General features: G+C 72.8%; 23 protein-coding genes. 15 read left to right on the forward strand and 8 right to left on the reverse strand.

Annotation, left to right across the window (positions count from 1 at the left end; translation table 11 throughout):
* The first annotated feature begins 43 nt into the window (after positions 1-43).
* From ACZ4FH_RS10055 to ACZ4FH_RS10095, 9 genes are all read left to right on the forward strand, one after another.
* Positions 44-1,465, forward strand: coding sequence for a wax ester/triacylglycerol synthase family O-acyltransferase (locus tag ACZ4FH_RS10055; protein WP_467303643.1), 1,422 nt, complete (start codon positions 44-46; stop codon positions 1,463-1,465).
* Between the two features lie 119 nt (positions 1,466-1,584).
* Positions 1,585-2,568, forward strand: coding sequence for an aldo/keto reductase (locus ACZ4FH_RS10060; RefSeq protein ID WP_467303644.1), 984 nt, complete (start codon positions 1,585-1,587; stop codon positions 2,566-2,568).
* A gap of 1 nt (position 2,569) precedes the next feature.
* A complete protein-coding gene (locus tag ACZ4FH_RS10065) occupies positions 2,570-2,881 on the forward strand; it encodes an L-rhamnose mutarotase (RefSeq protein ID WP_383635574.1) in 312 nt (103 codons plus the stop codon).
* A gap of 1 nt (position 2,882) precedes the next feature.
* A complete protein-coding gene (locus ACZ4FH_RS10070) occupies positions 2,883-3,740 on the forward strand; it encodes an amidohydrolase family protein (protein ID WP_467303646.1) in 858 nt (285 codons plus the stop codon).
* Positions 3,741-3,774: 34 nt separating this feature from the next.
* Positions 3,775-4,635: an Fpg/Nei family DNA glycosylase gene (locus tag ACZ4FH_RS10075; RefSeq protein ID WP_467303648.1), complete on the forward strand. Its 861-nt coding sequence runs from the start codon at positions 3,775-3,777 to the stop codon at positions 4,633-4,635.
* A 49-nt stretch (positions 4,636-4,684) separates the two neighbouring features.
* On the forward strand, positions 4,685-5,437 hold the full coding sequence (locus tag ACZ4FH_RS10080; RefSeq protein WP_383635583.1) for a LytR/AlgR family response regulator transcription factor: 753 nt from the start codon (positions 4,685-4,687) through the stop codon (positions 5,435-5,437).
* Positions 5,438-5,502: 65 nt separating this feature from the next.
* Positions 5,503-5,865 (forward strand): hypothetical protein, encoded by a 363-nt coding sequence (locus tag ACZ4FH_RS10085; protein WP_383635586.1) that lies wholly within the window; start codon positions 5,503-5,505, stop codon positions 5,863-5,865.
* The gene (locus ACZ4FH_RS10090; protein ID WP_467303651.1) at positions 5,862-7,343 is read left to right on the forward strand and encodes a sodium/solute symporter; all 1,482 of its coding nucleotides are present in this window, start codon (positions 5,862-5,864) and stop codon (positions 7,341-7,343) included. Before ACZ4FH_RS10085 ends, ACZ4FH_RS10090 begins: the two co-directional genes overlap by 4 nt.
* Complete coding sequence (locus ACZ4FH_RS10095; RefSeq protein WP_467303652.1) at positions 7,340-8,530, forward strand: sensor histidine kinase; 1,191 nt, start codon at positions 7,340-7,342, stop codon at positions 8,528-8,530. Before ACZ4FH_RS10090 ends, ACZ4FH_RS10095 begins: the two co-directional genes overlap by 4 nt.
* An 18-nt stretch (positions 8,531-8,548) precedes the next feature.
* On the opposite strand, the gene ACZ4FH_RS10100 is transcribed toward ACZ4FH_RS10095, so the two are convergent.
* Positions 8,549-9,058, reverse strand: a complete 510-nt coding sequence (locus tag ACZ4FH_RS10100) for a hypothetical protein (protein ID WP_467303654.1) — start codon at positions 9,056-9,058, stop codon at positions 8,549-8,551.
* 157 nt (positions 9,059-9,215) lie between these two features.
* On the opposite strand from ACZ4FH_RS10100, the gene ACZ4FH_RS10105 reads away from it, so the two are divergent.
* Positions 9,216-9,413 (forward strand): zf-HC2 domain-containing protein, encoded by a 198-nt coding sequence (locus ACZ4FH_RS10105; protein WP_383635598.1) that lies wholly within the window; start codon positions 9,216-9,218, stop codon positions 9,411-9,413.
* On the opposite strand, the gene ACZ4FH_RS10110 is transcribed toward ACZ4FH_RS10105, so the two are convergent.
* Positions 9,347-9,916 carry a sigma-70 family RNA polymerase sigma factor gene (locus ACZ4FH_RS10110; RefSeq protein WP_450686216.1) on the reverse strand — a complete coding sequence of 190 codons (570 nt, stop codon included), beginning with the start codon at positions 9,914-9,916 and terminating at the stop codon, positions 9,347-9,349. The two genes, ACZ4FH_RS10105 and ACZ4FH_RS10110, sit on opposite strands and share 67 nt — an antisense overlap.
* 196 nt (positions 9,917-10,112) lie before the next feature.
* Positions 10,113-10,574: a universal stress protein gene (locus tag ACZ4FH_RS10115; RefSeq protein ID WP_467303657.1), complete on the reverse strand. Its 462-nt coding sequence runs from the start codon at positions 10,572-10,574 to the stop codon at positions 10,113-10,115.
* A gap of 163 nt (positions 10,575-10,737) precedes the next feature.
* Here ACZ4FH_RS10115 and ACZ4FH_RS10120 point away from each other — a divergent pair, with 163 nt between their 5' ends.
* Positions 10,738-11,577 carry a polysaccharide deacetylase family protein gene (locus ACZ4FH_RS10120; RefSeq protein ID WP_467303658.1) on the forward strand — a complete coding sequence of 280 codons (840 nt, stop codon included), beginning with the start codon at positions 10,738-10,740 and terminating at the stop codon, positions 11,575-11,577.
* Between the two features lie 2 nt (positions 11,578-11,579).
* Here ACZ4FH_RS10120 and ACZ4FH_RS10125 read toward each other — a convergent pair whose 3' ends face one another.
* Positions 11,580-12,242, reverse strand: coding sequence for a class F sortase (locus tag ACZ4FH_RS10125; RefSeq protein WP_467303660.1), 663 nt, complete (start codon positions 12,240-12,242; stop codon positions 11,580-11,582).
* Between the two features lie 313 nt (positions 12,243-12,555).
* Here ACZ4FH_RS10125 and ACZ4FH_RS10130 point away from each other — a divergent pair, with 313 nt between their 5' ends.
* Positions 12,556-13,173 (forward strand): hypothetical protein, encoded by a 618-nt coding sequence (locus ACZ4FH_RS10130; protein WP_467303662.1) that lies wholly within the window; start codon positions 12,556-12,558, stop codon positions 13,171-13,173.
* Between the two features lie 92 nt (positions 13,174-13,265).
* Here the strand turns inward: ACZ4FH_RS10130 and ACZ4FH_RS10135 are convergent, their stop codons facing one another.
* The 3 genes from ACZ4FH_RS10135 to ACZ4FH_RS10145 all read right to left on the reverse strand — a co-directional run bounded on the left by ACZ4FH_RS10135 (position 13,266) and on the right by ACZ4FH_RS10145 (position 14,935).
* Positions 13,266-13,835 carry a hypothetical protein gene (locus ACZ4FH_RS10135; protein WP_467303664.1) on the reverse strand — a complete coding sequence of 190 codons (570 nt, stop codon included), beginning with the start codon at positions 13,833-13,835 and terminating at the stop codon, positions 13,266-13,268.
* A gap of 185 nt (positions 13,836-14,020) precedes the next feature.
* Positions 14,021-14,788: a bestrophin-like domain gene (locus ACZ4FH_RS10140; protein WP_467303665.1), complete on the reverse strand. Its 768-nt coding sequence runs from the start codon at positions 14,786-14,788 to the stop codon at positions 14,021-14,023.
* 15 nt (positions 14,789-14,803) lie between these two features.
* Entirely contained in the window at positions 14,804-14,935 is a 132-nt protein-coding gene (locus tag ACZ4FH_RS10145; RefSeq protein WP_467303666.1) for a hypothetical protein, read from the reverse strand.
* 1,058 nt (positions 14,936-15,993) lie between these two features.
* Between ACZ4FH_RS10145 and ACZ4FH_RS10150 the strand changes: the two genes are divergently transcribed.
* Positions 15,994-16,812: an SAM-dependent methyltransferase gene (locus tag ACZ4FH_RS10150; protein ID WP_467303668.1), complete on the forward strand. Its 819-nt coding sequence runs from the start codon at positions 15,994-15,996 to the stop codon at positions 16,810-16,812.
* Positions 16,809-18,983 (forward strand): putative bifunctional diguanylate cyclase/phosphodiesterase, encoded by a 2,175-nt coding sequence (locus ACZ4FH_RS10155; RefSeq protein ID WP_467303670.1) that lies wholly within the window; start codon positions 16,809-16,811, stop codon positions 18,981-18,983. The genes ACZ4FH_RS10150 and ACZ4FH_RS10155 overlap by 4 nt, the downstream gene beginning before the upstream one ends.
* Before the next feature lie 18 nt (positions 18,984-19,001).
* On the opposite strand, the gene ACZ4FH_RS10160 is transcribed toward ACZ4FH_RS10155, so the two are convergent.
* Positions 19,002-19,898, reverse strand: a complete 897-nt coding sequence (locus ACZ4FH_RS10160; protein WP_467303672.1) for a LysR family transcriptional regulator — start codon at positions 19,896-19,898, stop codon at positions 19,002-19,004.
* A 95-nt stretch (positions 19,899-19,993) separates the two neighbouring features.
* Between ACZ4FH_RS10160 and ACZ4FH_RS10165 the strand changes: the two genes are divergently transcribed.
* On the forward strand, positions 19,994-20,701 hold the full coding sequence (locus tag ACZ4FH_RS10165) for a succinate dehydrogenase (RefSeq protein ID WP_467303674.1): 708 nt from the start codon (positions 19,994-19,996) through the stop codon (positions 20,699-20,701).

Raw genomic sequence — 20,701 nt, forward strand, 5'->3', positions numbered from 1 at the left:
ATCCGCCCTCGACGAGCGTTCGCCCCCGACGACATGAGGAACCTTGGGCACCGAGCTACTGGCACCTCTCGACCTGGCCTTCTGGCACCTGGAGTCCGACGCGCATCCCATGCACCTCGGCGCGCTCGCCGTCTTCGCCCCGGGCCCCGGCTCCCGGCCCGGCCCCGACGCCCTGCTCGACCTGCTCGGCACCCGCGCCGCCGCGATTCCCCGGCTGCGGATGCGGGTGCGCGACGTCCTGCTGCCCGTCGGCGGCGCCGCCTGGTCGGTCGACAAGGACTTCGACGTCCACCGCCATGTGAAGCGGGTACGGGTCGACGCCGCGCCCGGCGGCGGCGAGGACGCCTTCATGGCGGGCGCCACCCGGCTCGCCGGCGAACTGATGGAACAGCCGCTGCGCCGGGGCAGGCCGCCCTGGCAGATGTACCTCCTCGACGGGGGCCCGGACGGTCCCTTCGCCGTGCTCGTCAAACTCCACCACGCCCTCGCCGACGGCATGCGCGCCGTCGCCATCGGGGCCGGGATCTTCGACGAGATCGCCTCGCTCACCCGTCGCGCCGGGAACGGTGTCCCGCCGGGCCGGGTCCGCCCCGTGCCGCCGCGCTCCTGGATGCCCGGCCCGCGCCAGGTCGCCGGACTCGCCCTCGGACGCATCGAGGGCCTCGGCCGGGCCTTCGGAGTGGGGGCCTCCCTGGTGCGCGCCAGCCGCCTCGATCTGCGCGGCGTGCCCGCCCTCAGCGCCGGCTCCAGCGGCACCAGGCGGCTGGCCACCGCCGATCTGGACCTGGACGCGGTGCGCCGCATCCGCCGCGAGACCGGCGGCACCGGCAACGACGTCCTGCTCGGCGTCGTCGCGGGGGCCCTGCGCCGCTGGATGCTGGAGCGCGGCGAGCCGCTGCCCGGCACCGAACCCCGGGCCCTCGTCCCCGTGTCGCGCCGCCGCCCCGGCGGTCCGGCCGCCGGGAACGGCAACCGGCTCTCCGCGTATCTGCTGGGCCTGCCCGTCGCCGAACCCGACGCCCGGGAGCGGCTGCGCCTGGTGCGCGAGGCGATGGACCGCAACAAGGCGGCCGGGCCGCTGCGCGGAGCCGGGGCCGTCGCCGTCCTGGCCGACCAGCTGCCCTCGCTGGCCCACCGGCTGGGCGCGCCGCTCGCGGGCAACGCCGCCCGGATGCTCTTCGACGTGCTCGTGACCAGCGTCCCGCTGCCCCGCTCCGCGCTCTCCCTCGCGGGCTGCCCGCTGCGCGCCCTCTATCCGATGGCGCCGCTGGCCCGGGGCCAGTCCCTGGCCGTCGCGCTCACCACGTACGGCTCGACGGTCCAGCTCGGGCTGGTCGCCGACGGGAAGGCGGTGCCCGACCTGGACCGGCTGGGCCGCTGCGCCGAGGAGGAGGTGTCCGCGCTCCTGGACCTGCTGCCCCCGGCCTCCCGTATCCCCGCCGGATCCACACCGACTCCAGAATAGATCGGACAGGTCCATGCGATTTCCCGATGGTTGGTGGTCACACGGGTGTTGACGCGCCCAAGTGATCCGATGAATATTCCTGTGTGCGGGAAGCGATCATCGGAGAGGGCGGCCGACACATGCGGCGCAGCAGACTGGGAAACAGCGCGGTCGACATCACCGAACTGTCCTTCGGGGCGGCCGCCATCGGCAATCTCTTCACCGCCGTGGAACCGGCGCGGGCCGCCGCGGCCGTGGACGCCGCCTGGGACGAGGGCGTCCGCTACTTCGACACCGCCCCGCACTACGGGCTCGGCCTCTCCGAGCGCAGACTCGGCGCCGCCCTGCGCCACCGGCCCCGCGACGCGTACGTGGTCTCCACCAAGGTCGGCCGGGTCCTCGACCCCCTCCCCGACACCGGACCCACCGCCCCCGGCACGCTCTCCGAGGGCTTCGACGTCCCCGCCACCCACCGCAGGCGATGGGACTTCAGCGCCGCCGGGGTCCGCCGCTCCCTGGAGGACAGCCTGGAGCGCCTGGGCCTGGACCGGATCGACATCGCCTACCTCCACGACCCGGACGACCACGCCGAGACCGCATTCCGCGAGGCCTACCCGGAGCTGGAGAAACTGCGCGCCGAAGGGCTGATCGGGGCCATCGGGGCGGGCATGAACCAGACGGAGATGCTCACCCGCTTCGTCGTCGAGACCGATGTCGACGTCGTCCTCTGCGCCGGCCGCTACACCCTCCTCGACCAGTCGGCCCTGCACGACCTGCTGCCCGCCGCCGAGGCGCGGGGCCGCAGCGTCGTCATGGGCGGCGTCTTCAACTCCGGACTCCTCGCCGACCCGCGCCCCGGCGCCACCTACGACTACGCCGCCGCCCCCCTCACCCTCCTGGACCGGGCGCTGCGGCTGAAGGCCGTCACCGAACGCCACGGCGTCCCGCTGCGCGCCGCCGCCCTGCGCTACCCGCTCGCCCACCCCGCCGTCGCCGGCGTCCTCGTCGGCACCCGCTCCCCGATCGAGGTGCGCGACGCGGCCGCCCTGCTCCGCACCGAGATTCCCGACGCCCTCTGGGACGAACTGCGCACCGAGGGCCTGCTCACCGAGAACGGACAGTGACATGCGCATAGCCCTGCACACCAAGGTCCGCGCCGACCGCACCGCCGCGTACGACGCCGCCCACCGCGAGGTCCCGGCCGAACTGACCTCGGCCATCCGCGCCGCGGGCGCCTCCTCCTGGACGATCTGGCGCAGCGGCACCGACCTCTTCCACGTCATCGAGTGCGACGACTACGCCCGGCTCATCGCCGCACTGGAGAAGCTCCCGGTCAACATCGCCTGGCAGGCCCGGATGGCCGAACTCCTCGACGTCGCCCACGACTACTCCGCCGACGGCGCCGACGCCGCGCTGCCCGTCGTCTGGGAACTGTGAGATGACCGCCCCGCACCGGACCGTCGACGCCCACCACCACGTCTGGGACCTCGCGGTCCGGGACCAGGACTGGATCACCGGGGAGGCCCTGGCCCCGCTGCGCCGCGACTTCACCCTCGCCGACCTGGAGCCCGAGGCCCGTGCCAACGGGGTGGACGCCACCGTGCTCGTCCAGACCGTCACCGTCGCCGAGGAGACCCCCGAACTCCTGGCCCTCGCCGCCGGCGGCGGCCTCGTCGCCGGAGTCGTCGGCTGGAGCGACCTCACCGCGCCCGGCCTCGCCGACACCCTGGCCGCCCTGCGCGAACTCCCCGGCGGCGACCGGCTCGTCGGACTGCGCCACCAGGTCCAGGGCGAGAGCGACCCGGAATGGCTGCTCCGCGACGACGTGCTGCGGGGACTGGCCGCGGTCGCCGACGCCGGACTCGTCTACGACCTCGTCGTCCTGCCCCGTCAGCTGCCCGCCGCCGTCCGCGCCGCGGCCCTGCTGCCCCGGCTCACCTTCGTCCTCGACCACGCGGGCAAACCGCCCATAGCCTCCGGCGCCACCCGCCCCTGGGCCGACGACCTGCGCACGCTCGCCGCCCTCCCCAACACCGTGTGCAAACTCTCCGGCCTGGTCACCGAGGCGGACGTGCACCACTGGACCGCCGACACGCTCCGCCCGTACGCCGACACCGTCCTCGACGCCTTCGGACCCGGCCGTCTGATGTTCGGCTCCGACTGGCCGGTCTGCCGGCTCGCCGCGACGTACACCCAGGTCGTCGACGCCGCACACACCCTCACCGACGGCCTGAGCGACACGGAGCGGGAGGCCGTCTTCGCCACCACCGCCGAACGCGTCTACGGCCTCCGGTAGGCAGGGCGCCACCGGCTGCGGCACGCTGGGAACCATGCCCGAACTCCCGGAGGTCGAAGCGCTGCGGGTCTTCCTCGACGACCATCTGGTCGGCCGGGACATCGCCCGCGTCCTGCCCCTCGCCATCAGCGTCCTCAAGACCTACGACCCGCCGCTCACCGCCCTGCACGGTGCCGAGGTCACCGGCGTCCGCCGGCACGGCAAGTTCCTCGACATCGAGGCGGCGGGGCTCCATCTGGTCACCCATCTCGCGCGCGCGGGCTGGCTGCGCTGGAAGGACTCCTTCCCCGCCGAGCCGCCCCGCCCCGGCAAGGGGCCGCTCGCCCTGCGCACCGTCCTCGCCGGCGGCGACGGTTTCGACCTCACCGAGGCCGGCACCCAGAAGCGCCTCGCCGTGTACCTCGTCCACGACCCGGCCGAGGTCCCCGGCATCGCCCGCCTCGGACCCGACCCGCTCGACCCCTCCTTCACCCGCGACGCGTTCGCCGCGCTGCTCGCGGGGGAGCGGCGGCAGATCAAGGGCGCCCTGCGCGACCAGTCCCTCATCGCCGGCATCGGCAACGCCTACAGCGACGAGATCCTGCACGCCGCGAAGATGTCCCCCTTCAAGCTCACCGCCCACCTCACCGACGACGAGACCACCCGCCTCCACACCGCCCTGCGCACCACGCTCGCGGACGCCGTCGCCCGCTCCGGCGGGGTCGGGGCCGGGCGCCTCAAGGCCGAGAAGAAGAGCGCGCTGCGCGTACACGGACGGACCGGCGAGGCCTGCCCCGTCTGCGGCGACACCATCCGCGAGGTCTCCTTCAGCGACTCCTCGCTCCAGTACTGCCCCACCTGCCAGACCGGCGGCAAGCCGCTCGCCGACCGCCGGATGTCCAAGCTGCTCAAGTAGAGGCGCCCCGCACCCCCGCCGACGGCCCCCGCACCCCTAGGATCCCGCCATGCTGCGCGTACTCGCCGTCGACGACGAAGAACCCGCGCTGGAGGAACTGCTCTACCTCCTGCGCGCCGACCCCCGCATCCGCAGTGCCGAGGGCGCCACCGGCGCCACCGAGGCGCTGCGCCGGATCGGCGGCGCCGTCGACGCCGGGCCCGACGACCCCTCCGCCATCGACGTCGTCTTCCTCGACATCCACATGGCCGGCCTCACCGGACTCGACGTCGCCCAGCTGCTGGCCGGGTTCGCCGCGCCCCCGCTGATCGTCTTCGTCACCGCGCACGAGGGCTTCGCCGTGCACGCCTTCGACCTCAAGGCCGTCGACTACGTGCTCAAACCCGTACGGCGCGAACGGCTCGCCGAGGCCGTGCGCCGCGTCGCCGAACAGGTCGGCGACCGCTCCGCCCCGGTCCACGACACCGCGCAGGACCAGATCCCCGTCGAACTCGGCGGGGTCATCCGCTTCGTCCCGATCGACGACATCGCCTACGCCGAGGCCCAGGGCGACTACGCCCGGCTGTACACCGCCACCGGAAGCCACCTCGTCCGGGTACCGCTGACCACCCTGGAGGAGCGCTGGCGCACCCGGGGATTCGTCCGCATCCACCGCAGGCACCTGGTCGCGCTCGGCCGCATCGACGAACTGCGGCTGGACGCGGGCAGCATGAGCGTGCGCATCGGCACCGCGGAGCTGGCCGTCAGCCGCCGGCACACCCGCGCCCTGCGGGATCTGCTGATGCGGCAGACCGGCCGCTGACCAGCGCCTACCCCGTACCCGGCCCCCTTCCCAGCGGGGCCGGGTGCCGCCTACACTCCGGCCCCATGTCCGCAGAGCCAGCGCCCCGGCGTGAAGTGGTGACGGGGGAGCCCCGCCGGGTGCGTCCGCTGCCGCGCTACCGCACCCAGTCGGAGATAGACGAGCAGACCGCGCTCGGCGGTGCCTACGTCCGCTCCCTGATGCGCAGCCAGCTGCGCGCCGGACTCACCGCCTTCACCGTCCTCGCCGTCGTCGTCGGCACCCTGCCCGTCGTCTTCGCCGCCCTGCACAGCTCCGCCGTCGTCTGGGCCGTCCTCGGCTTCGCCGCCTACCCGCCGCTCACCCTGACCGCCTGGTGGTACGTGCGCCGGGCCGAGCGCAACGAGCGCGACTTCGCCCGGCTCGTGGAAGGCCGCCCCGCCCAGTGAGCCGTACGTACGCGGTGGCGGCGGTCGCCGCCGTCGTCCTCGCCACCGTCCTCGTCGGCGGGTTCGGACTGCGGATCTCCCGGACCACCTCCGACTTCTACGTGGCCTCCCGCACCGTGCGCCCCCGGCTCAACGCGGCGGCGATCAGCGGCGAGTACCTCTCCGCCGCCTCCTTCCTCGGCATCGCCGGACTGGTGCTGGTGCACGGCCCCGACATGCTCTGGTACCCGGTCGGCTACACCGCCGGCTATCTGGTGCTCCTGGTCTTCGTCGCCGCCCCGCTCCGCCGCTCGGGCGCGTACACCCTGCCCGACTTCGCCGAGGGCCGCCTGGAGTCGCGGCAGGTGCGCCGCCTCGTCAGCGTCCTCGTCGTCGGCGCCGGCTGGCTCTACCTCGTCCCCCAGCTCCAGGGCGCCGGACTCACCCTGAAGATCCTCACCGGCGCCCCCGGCTGGCTCGGCGACGTGCTCGTCGCCTCGGTCGTCGTCCTCGCCGTCGCCGCGGGCGGCATGCGCTCCATCACCTTCGTCCAGGTCTTCCAGTACTGGCTGAAACTGACCGCGCTCCTGGTCCCCGCCCTCTTCCTGGTGCTGGCCTGGCAGGGCGACGGCCGCCCCCGCGTCACCTTCGACGAACACCTCTCCGTCTTCCGCGCCGACCATCCGCTGTACGCCACCTACGGACTCATCGTCGCCACCTTCCTCGGCACCATGGGCCTGCCGCACGTCGTCGTCCGCTTCTACACCAGCCCCAACGGCCGCGACGCCCGCCGCACCACCGTCGCCGTCCTCGCCCTGATCGGCGTCTTCTACCTGCTGCCCCCGGTCTACGGCGCCCTCGGCCGGCTCTACGCCCCCGAACTCATCCACGGCGGCGACGCCGACGCGGCCGTACTGCTGCTGCCCGGCCGGGTCATCGGCGGGCTCGGCGGCGATCTGCTCGGCGCCCTCATCGCCGGCGGCGCCTTCGCCGCGTTCCTCTCGACGGCCTCCGGACTGACCATGGCCGTCGCCGGCGTCATCACCCAGGACGTCCTGCCCTCGCGCGGCGTACGCCACTTCCGGCTGGCCACCGTCCTCGCCATCTCCGTGCCGCTGGGTGGATCGCTGCTGGTCAGCAGGGTCCCGGTGGCCGATTCGGTGGGGATGGCCTTCGCCGTGTCCGCGTCCTCCTTCTGCCCGCTCCTCGTCCTCGGCATCTGGTGGCGCCGGCTCACCCCGCCCGGCGCCGCCGCGGGCCTCGTCCTCGGCGGCGGCTCCGCGCTGCTCTCCGTCGCCATCACCGTCAGCGGCGCGGTCCGCCCGCCCGGCTGGGCGCACGCCCTGCTCGCCTGGCCCGCCGTCTGGTCCGTCCCGGTCGGCTTCCTCGCCATGATCCTGGTCTCGCTCGCCACCCCCGGCCGGATCCCCGCCGGGACCAACGCCGCGATGACCCGCTTCCACCTGCCGGAGGCCCTGACCGCCGGGAGACACCGATGACCGCGACCGCCTGGTCCGCCGTCGTGCTGCTCGCGCTGCTGCTGTTCGCCGCGGGGCTGCTGACCGGCCGGCGCACCGCGCGCCCCGTCCGCACCAGCGACGTCGGCACCCCCGTCGAGCACGCCACCTTCGAGACCCTCCACACGGCCTCGCTCGCCGCACCCCCGCTGCGCGCCGGACTCACCGAGGAGAGCGCCCGCAGGTCGGCCCGCCGGCTCCGCTCGCTGCTGGGCACGGACGCGCTGTGCCTCACCGACCGCGAGGGCGTCCTCGTCTGGGACGGCGAGGGCGGCCACCACGCCCGGCAGGTCATGGACGAGGTGGGCGACCTCCTGGCCACCGGCCGCGACACCGCCTTCCACAGCGACTGCGAGGACCTGGACTGCCCGCTGCGCTGGGCCGTCGCCGTGCCCCTCACCGTCGACCACCGGGTGCTCGGCGCCCTGATCGCCTACGCCCCCCGCGAGTCGGCGGTGCTGGCCCGCGCGGCCGGAGAGGTCGCCCGCTGGGTCTGCGTCCAGCTGGAACTGGCCGAACTCGACCGCTCGCGCACCCAGCTCATCGAGGCCGAGATCCGGGCCCTGCGCGCCCAGATCTCCCCGCACTTCATCTTCAACTCACTGGCCGCGATCGCCTCGTTCGTCCGCACCGACCCCGAGAAGGCCCGGGAACTGCTCCTGGAGTTCGCCGACTTCACCCGCTACTCGTTCCGCAGCCACGGCGACTTCACCACCCTCGCCGACGAACTGCACTCCATCGACCAGTACCTGGCCCTGGTCCGCGCCCGCTTCGGCGAACGGCTCTCCGTCACCCTCCAGGTCGCCCCCGAGGTGCTGCCCGTCGCCCTGCCCTTCCTCTGTCTCCAGCCCCTCGTGGAGAACGCCGTCAAACACGGCCTGGAGGGCGCGGTCACCTCCAGCCGCATCACCATCAGCGCCCTGGACGCCGGCTCCGAGGCCGAGGTCGTCATCGAGGACGACGGCACGGGCATGGACCCCGAACGGCTCCGCCACATCCTGCGCGGCGAGGGCGGCACCTCCACCGGCATCGGCCTGCTCAACGTCGACGAACGGCTGCGCCAGGTGTACGGGGACGACTACGGACTCGTCATCGAGACGGGCATCGGGGCCGGGATGCGCATCACCGTACGGCTGCCGAAGTACCGCGCCGGGGTGCACGGCTCCTGAGGCCGGCCGCCGACGCGCTCAGTAGAGGTGGATCGCCAGATGTCCCAGCGGCAGCCCCAGCTGCCAGGCCGGCGTCCACACCTGCGCGGCGTCCTCCGCGTCCGGCTCGCCGGCGCCGGTCTCCTCCCAGGGCAGCGGACCGATCGTCTCCAGGTCCGCGGCCAGCAGCTCCGTCTCCTCCAGCCACCGCCACGCCCCGCGCGCCAGCGCCAGATCCGGGTCGGGGCCCGGTGCGGCCGCCTCCGAGGCGTCGAGCCGCTCGCAGATCCAGCGCCGCCACGGTGTCCCGTACGCCGTCAGCAGCCGCAGTTCGTCCACCCGCGCGGCGGGCAGCGCCTCGGCCACCGCGCCGTCCGAGAGGAAGATGGTCAGCGCCAGCGCGTCCCGTCCCGCCCGGTACTCCAGGGTCGCCGGTTCCATCAGGTCCCCGGTCCGCAGCAGTTCGTCGGCGAGGTACTCCGCGTACATCCAGGCCATCGGGACCAGCAGTTCGCCCCCGCCGGCCGTGTCATGACGTTCCGGACGCATTCCGTCCCGTTCCTTTCCCTTCCCGGTACCGGACCGGGCGCCGTCGGCGGCCGGCTCCGGGCCGGCCCCCACGCAGCATTGAACCGGGGCGGCGCGCCCCGCGTGGCCAGAAGGGCAGGATCCGTCGGACCCGATCCGTCACAGACACGAGGTTGCGATGACCGCCGACCCGGGGGAGGGAGCACATGTGCGTGAGCTGCTCGGCGCCTATGTCCTGGACGCGCTGCCGGCCGAGGAGGCGGACGAGGTGGCCCGTCACCTGCGGCGCTGCGACCGCTGCACCGCCGACTACGCGGCCGTGCTGGAGGCCGCCGCGCTGCTGCCGCTGCTGAGCGCGGAGGACCTGCTGGAGTAGCCGGGCAGATTGCGGGAGAGCACGCGCAGGGCGTAGTAGGAGCGCGATTTGACCGTTCCCGCGGGTATGCCGAGCACCTCGGCGGTCTCGCCGACGCTGAGCCCGCGGAAGTAGATCTGGACGAGCACCGCCCGGTGTTCGGGGCTCAGCGTGCGGACCGCCTCGCGCACATCGAGCGCGGCGACGGTGGAATCGGCCGTGTCCCGGACGGCGGGGGCGCTCTCCAGCACGGCGTCGCCGACCTCCGCGGGCCGGGCCAGCCGCGATCTGCGGGCGTCGATGGCCAGGCGCCGCCCCACCGTGAACAGCCAGGGACGCATCGACTCGTACGGCCCGTCGAAGGCCTCCGGGTGCTGCCAGGCGCGCACCAGCGTCTCCTGGAGCAGGTCCTCGGCCCGCTGCCGGTCGCCGAAGGTCAGCCCCAGCAGGAAGTGGAACAGGGCGGGCCCGTGCTCACGCTGCAGATCCGCGAGTGCCCGCTCATCGGTCGTCGTCGTGGTCATGGTGATCGCCCTCTCCGCCCCGGGCCCCGCGGCCCCGCTGCCGACGGCGGTATACGAACGCATTCGCGCCACGGGCAACAGGACAAAAGCGGTCCCGTGCGACGAGCGGTCGCACCGAGCGGCGAATGGTGCGGTGAACGGTCGGACGGCGGCCCGGAAGGGGACGGAAGGGGTACGGGAGGCGAACGCGCGAGCGCTACGGGACCACGGTGACGGGCCAGCGCCCGGCCTTCACCAGGCGCACGGCCACCGATCCGACGAAGCGGTGCCCGGCCGATTCCGAGGCGCCCACCACGACGGCGTCCGCCTTCAGTTCGTCCGAGGCCGTCACGAGCCCGTTGTACGGATCGCCCCGGAAGGTGTGGAACTCCCAGCGCACGTCCCAGATGTCCTTCATCTTGTCCGTCGCCGTCCGGATCTCCTCGATCAGCCCCTCGGCGACCTCCGCGGTCGCGTCACCGACCGGCGCGCCCAGCGCGGCACCCGCCGCCAGGACCGGCTGGACGTAGACGAGGGCGAGCATGGCCCGCTGGCGCCGGGCCAGGCCGGCCGCGTACGCCGCCGCCCGCATCGAGGACTCGGAACCGTCGATGCCCGCAACGATCACTTTCGGTCCGTCTGTGCCACGTTCGAACTGGTGAGGCTGGTGTTCTGTCACGGCAGGAGGCTATCGGTCGCCGTGGCCCGTCCCGGTCCGGCCTCCCGTCCGCCCTGGCGCGCTGCTGCCGATGGCGCCCGTACGCTCCCTCCATCGGGTGCAGAACCGGACGGATCCGGTGTCGTTGTGCGGGCCGGCCGTGCGCACGTGCGAGCAGTGGGGCATGAGAGACGTTTCCACGCCGCGCAGCCGCCGCACCCTGCTGGGACTGGCGGCCGTACTGGGCGCCGCCACCGCCGTACGCCTGACCGCGGCGGACTCCGCGGGGCCGCCGCCCCACCGCCCCGCACCGCCCGCCGCGGCCGCCGGCCCGCAGCCCGCGGTGGCCGCCCGGCCGCTCGCGTACCGGCTCAGGCCCATGACGGCGGACAATCCGCCCCCGTACCGTCCGGCGGCGCCCCCGGTCCGCACCCGGCCGTTCGAGGAACTCCCCGACATCGGCCGGGCCATGGTCCTCAGCTTCGACGACGGCCCCGACCCCCTCTACACCCCGCACATCCTGGACACCCTGCGCACCCACGACGTCCGGGCGATGTTCTTCCTCTGCGGGGAGATGGCCCACGACAACCGGGACCTGGTGCGCAGGATCGCCGACGAGGGCCACACCCTGGGCAACCACTCCTGGACCCATCCGCTGGTCACCGGCCTGTCCCGGGCCGGGGTCACCGACGAACTGGGCCGCACCAGCGACGTCATCGAGGAGATCACCGGCGCCCCGCCGCTCTGGTACCGGGCGCCCTACGGGGCCTGGAACCGCAACTCCTTCGAGATCGGCGCGTCCCTGGGCATGGAACCGATGGCCTGGACCGTCGACACCCTGGACTGGACGGTGCCGGGCGCCGACACGATCGTCCGCCGGGTCCGCGACGGCGCGGCCCCCGGGGTCGTGGTGCTGTCGCACGACGCCGGGGGCAACCGTTCGCAGAGCGTCGCCGCCCTGCGCCGCTATCTGCCGGAACTGCTGGACGACGGCTACCGGCTCACCGTGCCGCGCAGGCGCTGACGTCAGCGGGTCGCGACCAGGCGGGCGAAGGCCACGACATTGCCGTCGTAGCCGTTGGCCTTCGTGTAACCGCCGCCGCAGGTGATGACCCGCAGTTCGGCGCGGCCGGTGTCGCCGTACACCCGGGCACCGGGGAAGTCGTTCTTGGAGAACACCTCCACGCCGTACACCTCGAACACCGCGACCCGGTCGTCGCTGCGGGTGATCTCGATCCGGTTGCCCTTGCGCAGCGAACCGAGCCCGTAGAAGACGGCGGGCCCCGCCTGGTTGTCGACATGGCCGACGACGACCGAGGTGCCGATCTGCCCGGGTGCGATGCCGTTCTGGTACCAGCCGGCGAGATTGGGGTCCTGCGGGGGCGGTGTCTCGATCCAGCCGTCCGGGTCGAGGTTCACGTCGATCACCGGCGCGTCGACCCGGATCGCCGGGATGGCCACCCGGTCGACGGGGGCGTACGCCAGCGGCTTCACGGCGGGACCGTTCGCCACGGGGGCGCCCGGCGCGTCCTTCTGGAGCCCCATCGAGGCGGCCGCCACCGGCTGCGGCGGACCCGGCGAGAGGTCCGCGCCGTTGCGCATCAGCGCGAGACCGGTGAGCATCGCCAGCGCCAGCGCGCCCCACGGCGAGTGTCTGATGCGTTCGGGGCGCCAGTTGTCCCGGCCCATGGTTCTCCCTTCGTCGCGACGAGGGGAACGCTAGGCCGGGGGCGCCCCGGCGGCATGACGGGAAGGGCGAACGGGTGGCGGCGAACCGGGGCACTTCTCTTCGGAGTAGTGCCCGGACAAAACTTCTGACGGTCCGTGACCTGCGGGTCCGTCAGCGCCGGTGCCGTCCGCCCGGCGTGTCGGATCACCGTAGTGGAGCAGTCCCGAAATGCGGTGGATCAAGGTTCTGGTGAGGGTTCGTCATGGGAGGCGTTCTCGTCGATCCATCCCGGCGCACAGAGCCCCGGGGCGCTTCCCGCTGGAGGTTCGTACGATGCGTGCTACACGCGCTCTCGTGGTCGCCGCGACCGCGGTCGCCGCCCTCGGGCTCGGCGCCCCGATGGCCGCGGCCGGTGGAGACGTCGGCGGCGGCCAGAACAACGGCAACAACCAGAACGACTGGAACGACCCGGGCAACTGGGACAACGGCGGCAACGGCAACGGCAACAACAACGGCAACAACAACGGTGACGGGAACGGGCGCGGCCGACCCAACGGTCCGAACAACGTGACCGTCGACCCCGAGCGCGTCCACCAGGGCGCGGCCATGCAGGTCAGCGCCGAGGGCTGCGGCCGGGGCGGCAGCGTCTCCTCGAACGCCTTCCGCACGACCCGCCTCTCCGCGGGCCGCGTCGGCCACGCCCGGGTGCGCATCCTCAACGACGCCACGCCCGGTTCGTACAACCTGACGGTGCGCTGCGACGGCACCGACCGCACGGCGAGCCACCGCTTCACGGTGCTCGACAGCCGCGGTGCGCAGGGCGGCCTGGGCGGTTCGATGGCCGCGACCCCGGCCGAGATGGGTGTCGGCGCCGGTCTGGTTGCCTCGGCGGCCCTCGGCGGAGGCATGTACGTCATGCGCCGCCGGAGGGCGGGCCATGGGGCGATCTGACCGCGGGGACGCCCCCGCCGGACCGATAACCGACGTCGCCCCGGGTCCTCCACGAGGACCCGGGGCGACGTGCGTTCCGCTGTCGGCACCGGTCAGTGCGAGCGGTTCTCCCTGCGCCGCCGCACCATGAAGACGGTGCCGGTGGCGGCGGCGACCGCCAGCGCGGTGCCGGCCACGATCTCACCGGTGTCCACACTGTCGATGCTTCCGCCGAGGCCGCCCTGCACCCCGGCCGGGGAGACCGTCGATCCCGGGGAGACGCCCGGTGCGGGCGAGCGGGTCGAGCTGGTGGTGGGCGAGGCCGAGGCGGCGGCGACGGTGAGGTTCACCTTGGCCGTGGAACTCGGCGAGGTGTTGCAGATGAACGTCACCTCGTAGACGGCACCGGGCTTGGCGTCCCAGTCGACCGTCGCCCGAGCGGTCCCGTTCCGGGGAATGGTGACGGTGTCGAACACTCCCGAGGACGCCGTGGCGGTGGTGGAGCAGCCCATGGCGGCCAGGGTGACCTGACCGCCCGGCGAGATCACCGATGGGGTGACGGTGTATCCGCCACCGCTGGGCGGACCGCCCGTGGTCGCGGCGTACGCGGTCACGGCCGGGCCGGACAGGGCGAGTGCCGCGGCACCGAGCAGGGCGACGGGAGCGACACGTATTGCGCGCATGGTGAATCCTCCGGGTCCCCGAGGAGCAGTTGCGGAACGGATTTCCACAAAGCGTCAGAAATGCACCTCGATGCGGCCACGCTAGAAGTGCCGCATTTCGCCCGCGATCGGGGAACGGCCAATGGGGCTTCGCTGTCCCCCGAGCGGCGGACCGCCCGGGGGACGGACGGCCCGCCGGACAGGACCTAACCCCCGGTCACCTGGGGGAACAGATCCAGGAACGGTGCCTCGGTGGCCGACAGGCCCCGGCCGAAGGGGGAGTCGAAGTCCCAGATGAGGAAGAGCAGGAAGGCGATCAGCACACTGAAGAGACCCGCCAGCAGCAGCTCGCGGAAGGTGCGCCGGATCTGGAGCGTGAAGATCAGCCCCACCGTCACCAGTGCCCCGGTGACGAGGCCGAACCAGACCACGCCCGGCATCGTGGCGCCGGCGCTCTGGCCGCGCGCGGTGCGGGCGTCGTCCGCGGCGGCGACCTGGTCGACCAGCGGCTGATAGGCCTGGCCCTCGTAGTCGTTCTTCGGGTGGTAATCCGTGACGTCGGCCCGGACCCGGTTCAGCAGTTCCGTGCCGCGGTCGTCGAGCCTGCCGTGGTCGGTCATGACACGCCATTCGTGGTGCACGACATAGCTCACATAGGCGTCGACATCGGCGCGGATCCGGGTGCGCACCTCCACGGGGTAGGCCGAGGAGCGGGCGCTGACCTCGTGCAGCGCCTGGGCCTCCTGCCGTACGTACTCCTGCGCGGCGCCGCGTCCCTCCCAGACGCCCGCGATGGCCAGGCCCAGCACGATCGCGTACACCACGCCGATCATCATCGTCATGTACTCGATGACGTCCGGTGTTTCGGACGGGTCGTCGTCCTCGGGCAGCCGTCGGTTGCTGAGGACGGCGATGGTCAGCACGACCGCGCAGGCCGCGGCCATGGCGAGGGTGAGAACAAGCCATTCCGACATGGATGCCTCCGTGGGTCATCGGGAGCGGGGCCGCAGCACGGCGACGGCGAACACCGCGGGCGCGGTGATCATGAGGGTGAGCGTGACCAGCGAGGTGTGGCGCCGGAGCGTCTTCCGGACGGGACGGCGGTACGTGGGCAGGGCCACGGGGGCCGCGGACGTCGGGCGCACGGACGGGGCCGGCGCGGGTGAGGGGGGTGGCGCCGGCTCGGGAGGCGAGGGTGAGGGCGGCGGCGGAGGCGGTGGCGCGGGCGTCGGCCGGGGCTCGGGCGACGGCGGTGGGGGAGGAGGTGGGGGTGGGGGTGGAGCGGGTGGCGGTGGCGGCGCGGGTGGCGGGGCCGGAGTGGGCGTGGGCTCCGGGGTGGGTGAGGGCTCGACCGGTCCGGCCCAGCAGTCGTCGTCGCCGCTGACGGCTACCGAGGAACCCGTGCCGTCCTCCCCGATCGACGCGTAGGCGCAGCTGTCGGCGACCGCGGGCGCGGGCGCGGTCAGCAGCCAGGTCAGGGCGACGGCCGCGGTCAGCCGGCCGATGAGTGATCCGTACACGACGGGGAGCATGTTCCGGGCCGGGGAACGGCACGCCGGAGTGTCGCCCGGTTCGCCCGATGGAGCGGACCTGGAGCACCCGGTGTTTGGGACCCGGGAACCCTCGGCGTACGGATGGGGCGGGTGCGCGCCCCGGGACGGGCGCTCCGGGACCGGTGGCAGCGGCATCTCTCGTCACAACAGGCCCTTCTTTCACGGGAGTTCACACCACGTGACCCGCTCGCGTGCGGGAGACCGGGCTCCCGCGTGTTGACGCCGGGGTGCGGTCGGAGTGCGGTCGGAGTGCGGCCGGGGCCGGGCGGGCGGCGGGAGCCGACGGGGAATTGCGAAGGCGACGGTGCGAAAGGCCGGTGCGGGTCAAGTCGGCCCTTCGCGGGGCCCGTCGTGCGAAGTGGCCGATTGTTGTGCCTGTGGCCCAATCTGTTCGGTGAGCTGGGGAAGAGGGCGGGAATGCGTTGTCCGGGCGCCCTTCCCGTTCGCCGTGGAACGGTGAATGTCACGCGTAGCGACGGGACGGTTGCACATGCCACTGGTGTGTGACCAATAACGGACCGCTAATTTCCGTTTCCGCTCGCTCTCTTGGCGGTGGATCAGTAGCCTCTGGTCAACACTGACCATGAACATGGCCGGATCGCCGTGGCGACTTGTTGGAGACATCGATGGAGCGTCCCGCCTGGGCACCGCAAGGCATTGACATTTCGGTGCCGAGCGTGTCCCGAATGTATGACTTCTATCTGGGCGGCTCGCACAATTTCGAGGTGGACCGGGAAGCGGCCCGCAAGGCCATGGAGTTCATGCCGGGACTTCCCAAGGTGATGCAGGCGAACCGCGCCTTTATGCGCCGCGCCGTGCGCTACGCGCTGGACGAGGGCGTCAACCAGTTCCTGGACATCGGATCCGGGATACCGACTTTCGGAAACGTCCACGAGGTCGCCCAGGCGATCGACCCGAAGTCGGTCGTCGCCTATGTGGATCACGACCCGGTCGCGGTCGCACACAGTCAGGCCGTCCTGGAGGGCAACGACCGCGCCGTGATCGCCACCGCCGATCTGCGCCGCCCCGAGGAGATCCGCGACCACCCCGAGGTCGCCAAGCTGCTCGACCTCGACCGGCCGGTGGCCCTGCTCCTCGTCGCCGTACTCCACTTCATCGAGGACGCCGACGACCCGCAGACCGCCGTCGCCGCCCTGCGCGACATGCTCGCCCCCGGCAGCCTTCTCGTCGTCACCCACGCCTCGTACGAGGGGATCCCGCTCACCCAGGAGCAGGCGGGCGGCGCGGTCGGCGTCTACAAGGACATCCGCAATCCGCTGATCATGCGCTCCAGCGCCGAGATCGCCCGGTTCTTCGACGGCTACGAGATGGTCGAGCCCGGTCTGGTGGCCATGCCGGACTGGCGTCCCGAGACCCCGGGCGCCCCGGAGAACGAGGACCCGTACGCCTTCTCGGGCTTCGCCGGAGTGGGACGCAAGGCGTGAGCATTCCCGCCCAGCAGTCCGAAGCCCCGGACGCGGAGCCCGACGGGCCCGAGGACCGGCTCCGGAGATTCGCCACGATCTGGAGCCGGGCCATCTTCCCCTCCACGGCCACCTCCATGACCCGGCCGGAGTTCGAGCAGCATCTGCTCCCCCTGGCCCGGACCCTCGACGGCATCCTGCACGCGCACCCCTTCGACGCGGCACCCGCCGCCGCCGTGGGCACCGCGCTCGTCGCCGCGCACTGCACGGACCCCGACGCGCTCAGCTCCACGCTCGGTGTCGTCGATTCGTACCTGGTGCTCTACCTCGGCGGCAACGGACCCCAGGCCCTGTCCACCGAGGACGGCAGGTCGCGGGCCGCGCGCATCCAGCACGCGGTCGCCGGAGGCTTCTCCCAGGCACTGCGCGAGCGCACCCTCGCCGAGCAGGAGGCGATCGCCCGTTCCGCGCTCGCCGCGCGCTCCCAGGCCGAACAGGCCCTGCACGCCACGGAGGCCCGCTTCCGCGCGGTCTTCAAGGACGCCGCGATCGGCATCGGCATCGCCGACCTCGACGGCCGTGTGCTGGAGGTCAACGACACCCTGACCCGGATGTTCGGCGGCCTGGAGAACCACGTCCTCAGCCACCGCATCAACGAGTGGGTGCACCCCGAGGACTCGCCGCTGGTCTGGAAGTACTACAACGAGCTGGTACGCGGCGAACGCGAGCACTACCGGGTCGAGAAGCCGTACTACCGCAACGACGGCACCGTGCTGTGGACCAATCTGACGGTCTCGCTGCTGCGCGACGCCGAGGGCCGGCCGGAATACCAGCTGGCGCTGCTGGAGGACACCACCGAGCGCCGGCTGCTCAACCTCCGGCTGCGCTACGAGGCCACCCACGACGCGCTCACCGGTCTGCCCAACCGCACGCTCTTCTTCGAGCGCCTGGAGAAAGCGCTCTCGGCGGGCGGCGGCCGGCGCTTCGGCCTCTGCTACCTGGACCTGGACGGCTTCAAGGCCATCAACGACAGCCTCGGCCACGCCTCGGGCGACCGGCTGCTCGTCGAGGTCGCGGACCGGCTGCAGAGCTGCGCCACCGCGCCCGGCGAGATGGTCGCGCGGCTCGGCGGCGACGAGTTCGTCGCCCTCACCACGGGCCCCGACACGGCGGACGAGGTCGACGAGCTGGCCTGCCGGATCCTCGGGGTCCTCGGCACGCCGATCCGGCTCGACGGACGCGAACTCAGCGTGCGCGGCTCCATCGGCGTCGTGGAGGGGCCGGCCGGTGAACGCAGCGCCGCCGAGGTGCTGCGGAGCGCGGACATCACCATGTACCGGGCCAAGTCCGCGGGCGGCAACCGCTTCGAGCGCGCCGACGCGGAGGCGGACGCCCGCGCGATCACCCGGCACGGGCTGACCACGGCGCTTCCGGCGGCGCTGGAGCGCGGCGAGTTCTTCATCGAGTACCAGCCGCTCGTCCATCTCGGCGACGGTTCGGTGCACGGTGCCGAGGCGCTCGTGCGCTGGTGCCATCCGCAGCACGGGGTGCTGGGGCCCGACCGCTTCATCGCGCTCGCCGAGCACACCGGGCTCATCGTGCCGCTCGGCCGGTGGGTGCTGGAGGAGTCGGTGCGGCAGGCCAACTTCTGGCAGGAGCGGCACAGCGACGGCGGTCCCCTGCGGATCAACGTCAACCTCTCCCCGGCCCAGCTGCACCACCCCAATCTGGTCGCCGAGACGGTGGACGTCCTGGAGCGCTCGGGGCTCGAAGCCGGCGCGCTCTGCCTGGAGGTCACCGAGTCCGCGCTCATCGGGGCCGACGAGGACCTGCTGAAGCCGCTGCGGCAACTGTCCGAGATGGGCGTCGACATCGCCCTGGACGACTTCGGCACCGGCTACTCCAACCTCGCCAACCTGCGACGGCTGCCGGTCAGCGTGCTCAAGCTGGACCGTTCCTTCACCCAGGGGATGCAGCACCACCCGGCCGACCCGGTGGACCTGAAGATCGTCGAGGGCATCGTCTCGCTGGCCCACAGCCTGGACCTGGCCGTGACGGTGGAGGGCGTGGAGACCGGGGCGCAGGCCGAGCAGCTGCGCAAGCTGGGCTGCGACACGGCGCAGGGCTGGTACTACGCCCGCCCCGGCGCGCCGGACCGGATCCACTCGCTGCTGCTGGCCGACGCCGTGTGAGCCGGCCGGGCGGACGCCTCAGACCGTGTCCGCCCGGCTGGTCAGCAGCATCCGCTGCAACTCGCGGGCCGCGCGCGGCGGAGCCACGTCGCTGCGGTGCGCCAGCGCGATCGTGCGCCGCAGGCCCGGCCGGGCCAGCGGCGTCGTCCGCAGATCGCGGCCCGCCCGGCCCGCCACCATGCTCGGGACGACGGCGGCGCCCAGCCCCGCCCGGACGAAGCCGAGGACCGCGTCCATCTCCCCGCCCTCCACGGTGAACGAGGGCTCGAAGCCCTCCGCCCGGCAGGCGGCCACGGTCAGCTCGCGCAGGTCGTACCCGTGACGGAACATCACCAGCGGAACGCCCTCCAGATCGGCGATCCGGACCTCGCCGCGCCGCCCCGGCCGCGGCGCGTCCGCCGCCGAGACCACGACCAGGTCCTCCTGGAGCAGTTCGACGGTGGTCAGCGCGGGGGAGGCCGCCGGCAGCGGGAGCACCACCAGGGCCAGATCGAGGGCGCCCCGGGCCAGCTCCCTGACCAGGTCGTGCGAACCGCCCTCCTCCAGGAGCAGCTGGATCCCCGGATGCCGGTCGTGGAAGGCGCGCAGCACATCGGGGAGGAGCCCGGTGCAGAGGCTGGGGGTCGCGCCCAGCCTGACCCGGCCCCGGCGCAGCTGGGCCAGCTCCTGGACCTCGTGGCGCGCGGTGTCCGCGTCGGCCAGGATGCGCCGGGCGAGCGGCAGCAGCGCCTCGCCGGCGTCCGTCAGTGCGATGTTCCCCCGGGCCCGGCTGAACAACTCGGCGCCCAGCTCGTTCTCCAGGGCCCTGATCTGCTGGGAGAGCGAGGGCTGCGAGACATGGACCTCCTCCGCGGCCCGGGTGAAGTGCCGGGTCTCGGCGACCGCCACGAAATAGGTGAGCTGCTGGAGCTGCATGGATCCAGCCTACCCCCATCGATAGGGAACCCCTATGGATATCAGCCGGTCCATGTCTTGGACTGATCGGGCCCTTCGCCCCTAGCGTCGTGCTCATGGCATTGGCAACGCGGACGGACCGACGGCCGTCCATGACGCGCACGCTCTGGGACTCGTCCGTCGGCAAGAAGACGATCATGGCCGTGAGCGGTCTGATCATGCTCCTCTACTTGGTCGTCCACATGCTGGGCAATCTGAAGATCTTCTTCGGGTCCGACGAGTTCAACGGCTACGCGCATTGGCTGCGGGTGATGGGCGAGCCCTTCCTGCACCACGAGTGGGCCCTGTGGATCGTCCGCGTCGTCCTCGTCGCCGCCGTCGTGCTGCACGCCGTCTCCGCGTACCAGCTCAGCCGGCGCGACCTGCGGGCCCGGCCCGACCGGTACGTCCACCGCAAGGCCCGAACGAGCTACGCCACCCGCACCATGCGCTGGGGCGGCATCATCATGGCGCTCTTCATCGTCTGGCACATCCTCGACCTGACCACCGGCACCGTGCACTCGGGCGGCTTCCAGTCCGGGCACCCGTACCAGAACGTCATCGACACCTTCTCCACCTGGTACGGCAACGTCATCTACATCGTCGCCGTGGTCGCCGTGGGGCTGCACGTCCGGCACGGGTTCTGGAGCGCCGCGCAGACCCTCGGCGCGGGGAGCGCGAGCCGCGACCGCGTCCTCAAGACCCTGGCCGACGCCCTCGCCCTGGTGCTGACGGTGGGCTTCGTCTCCGTACCCGTCGCGGTCATGACCGGAGTGGTGAGCTGA

This window comes from Streptomyces sp. NPDC024555 (assembly GCF_055559335.1).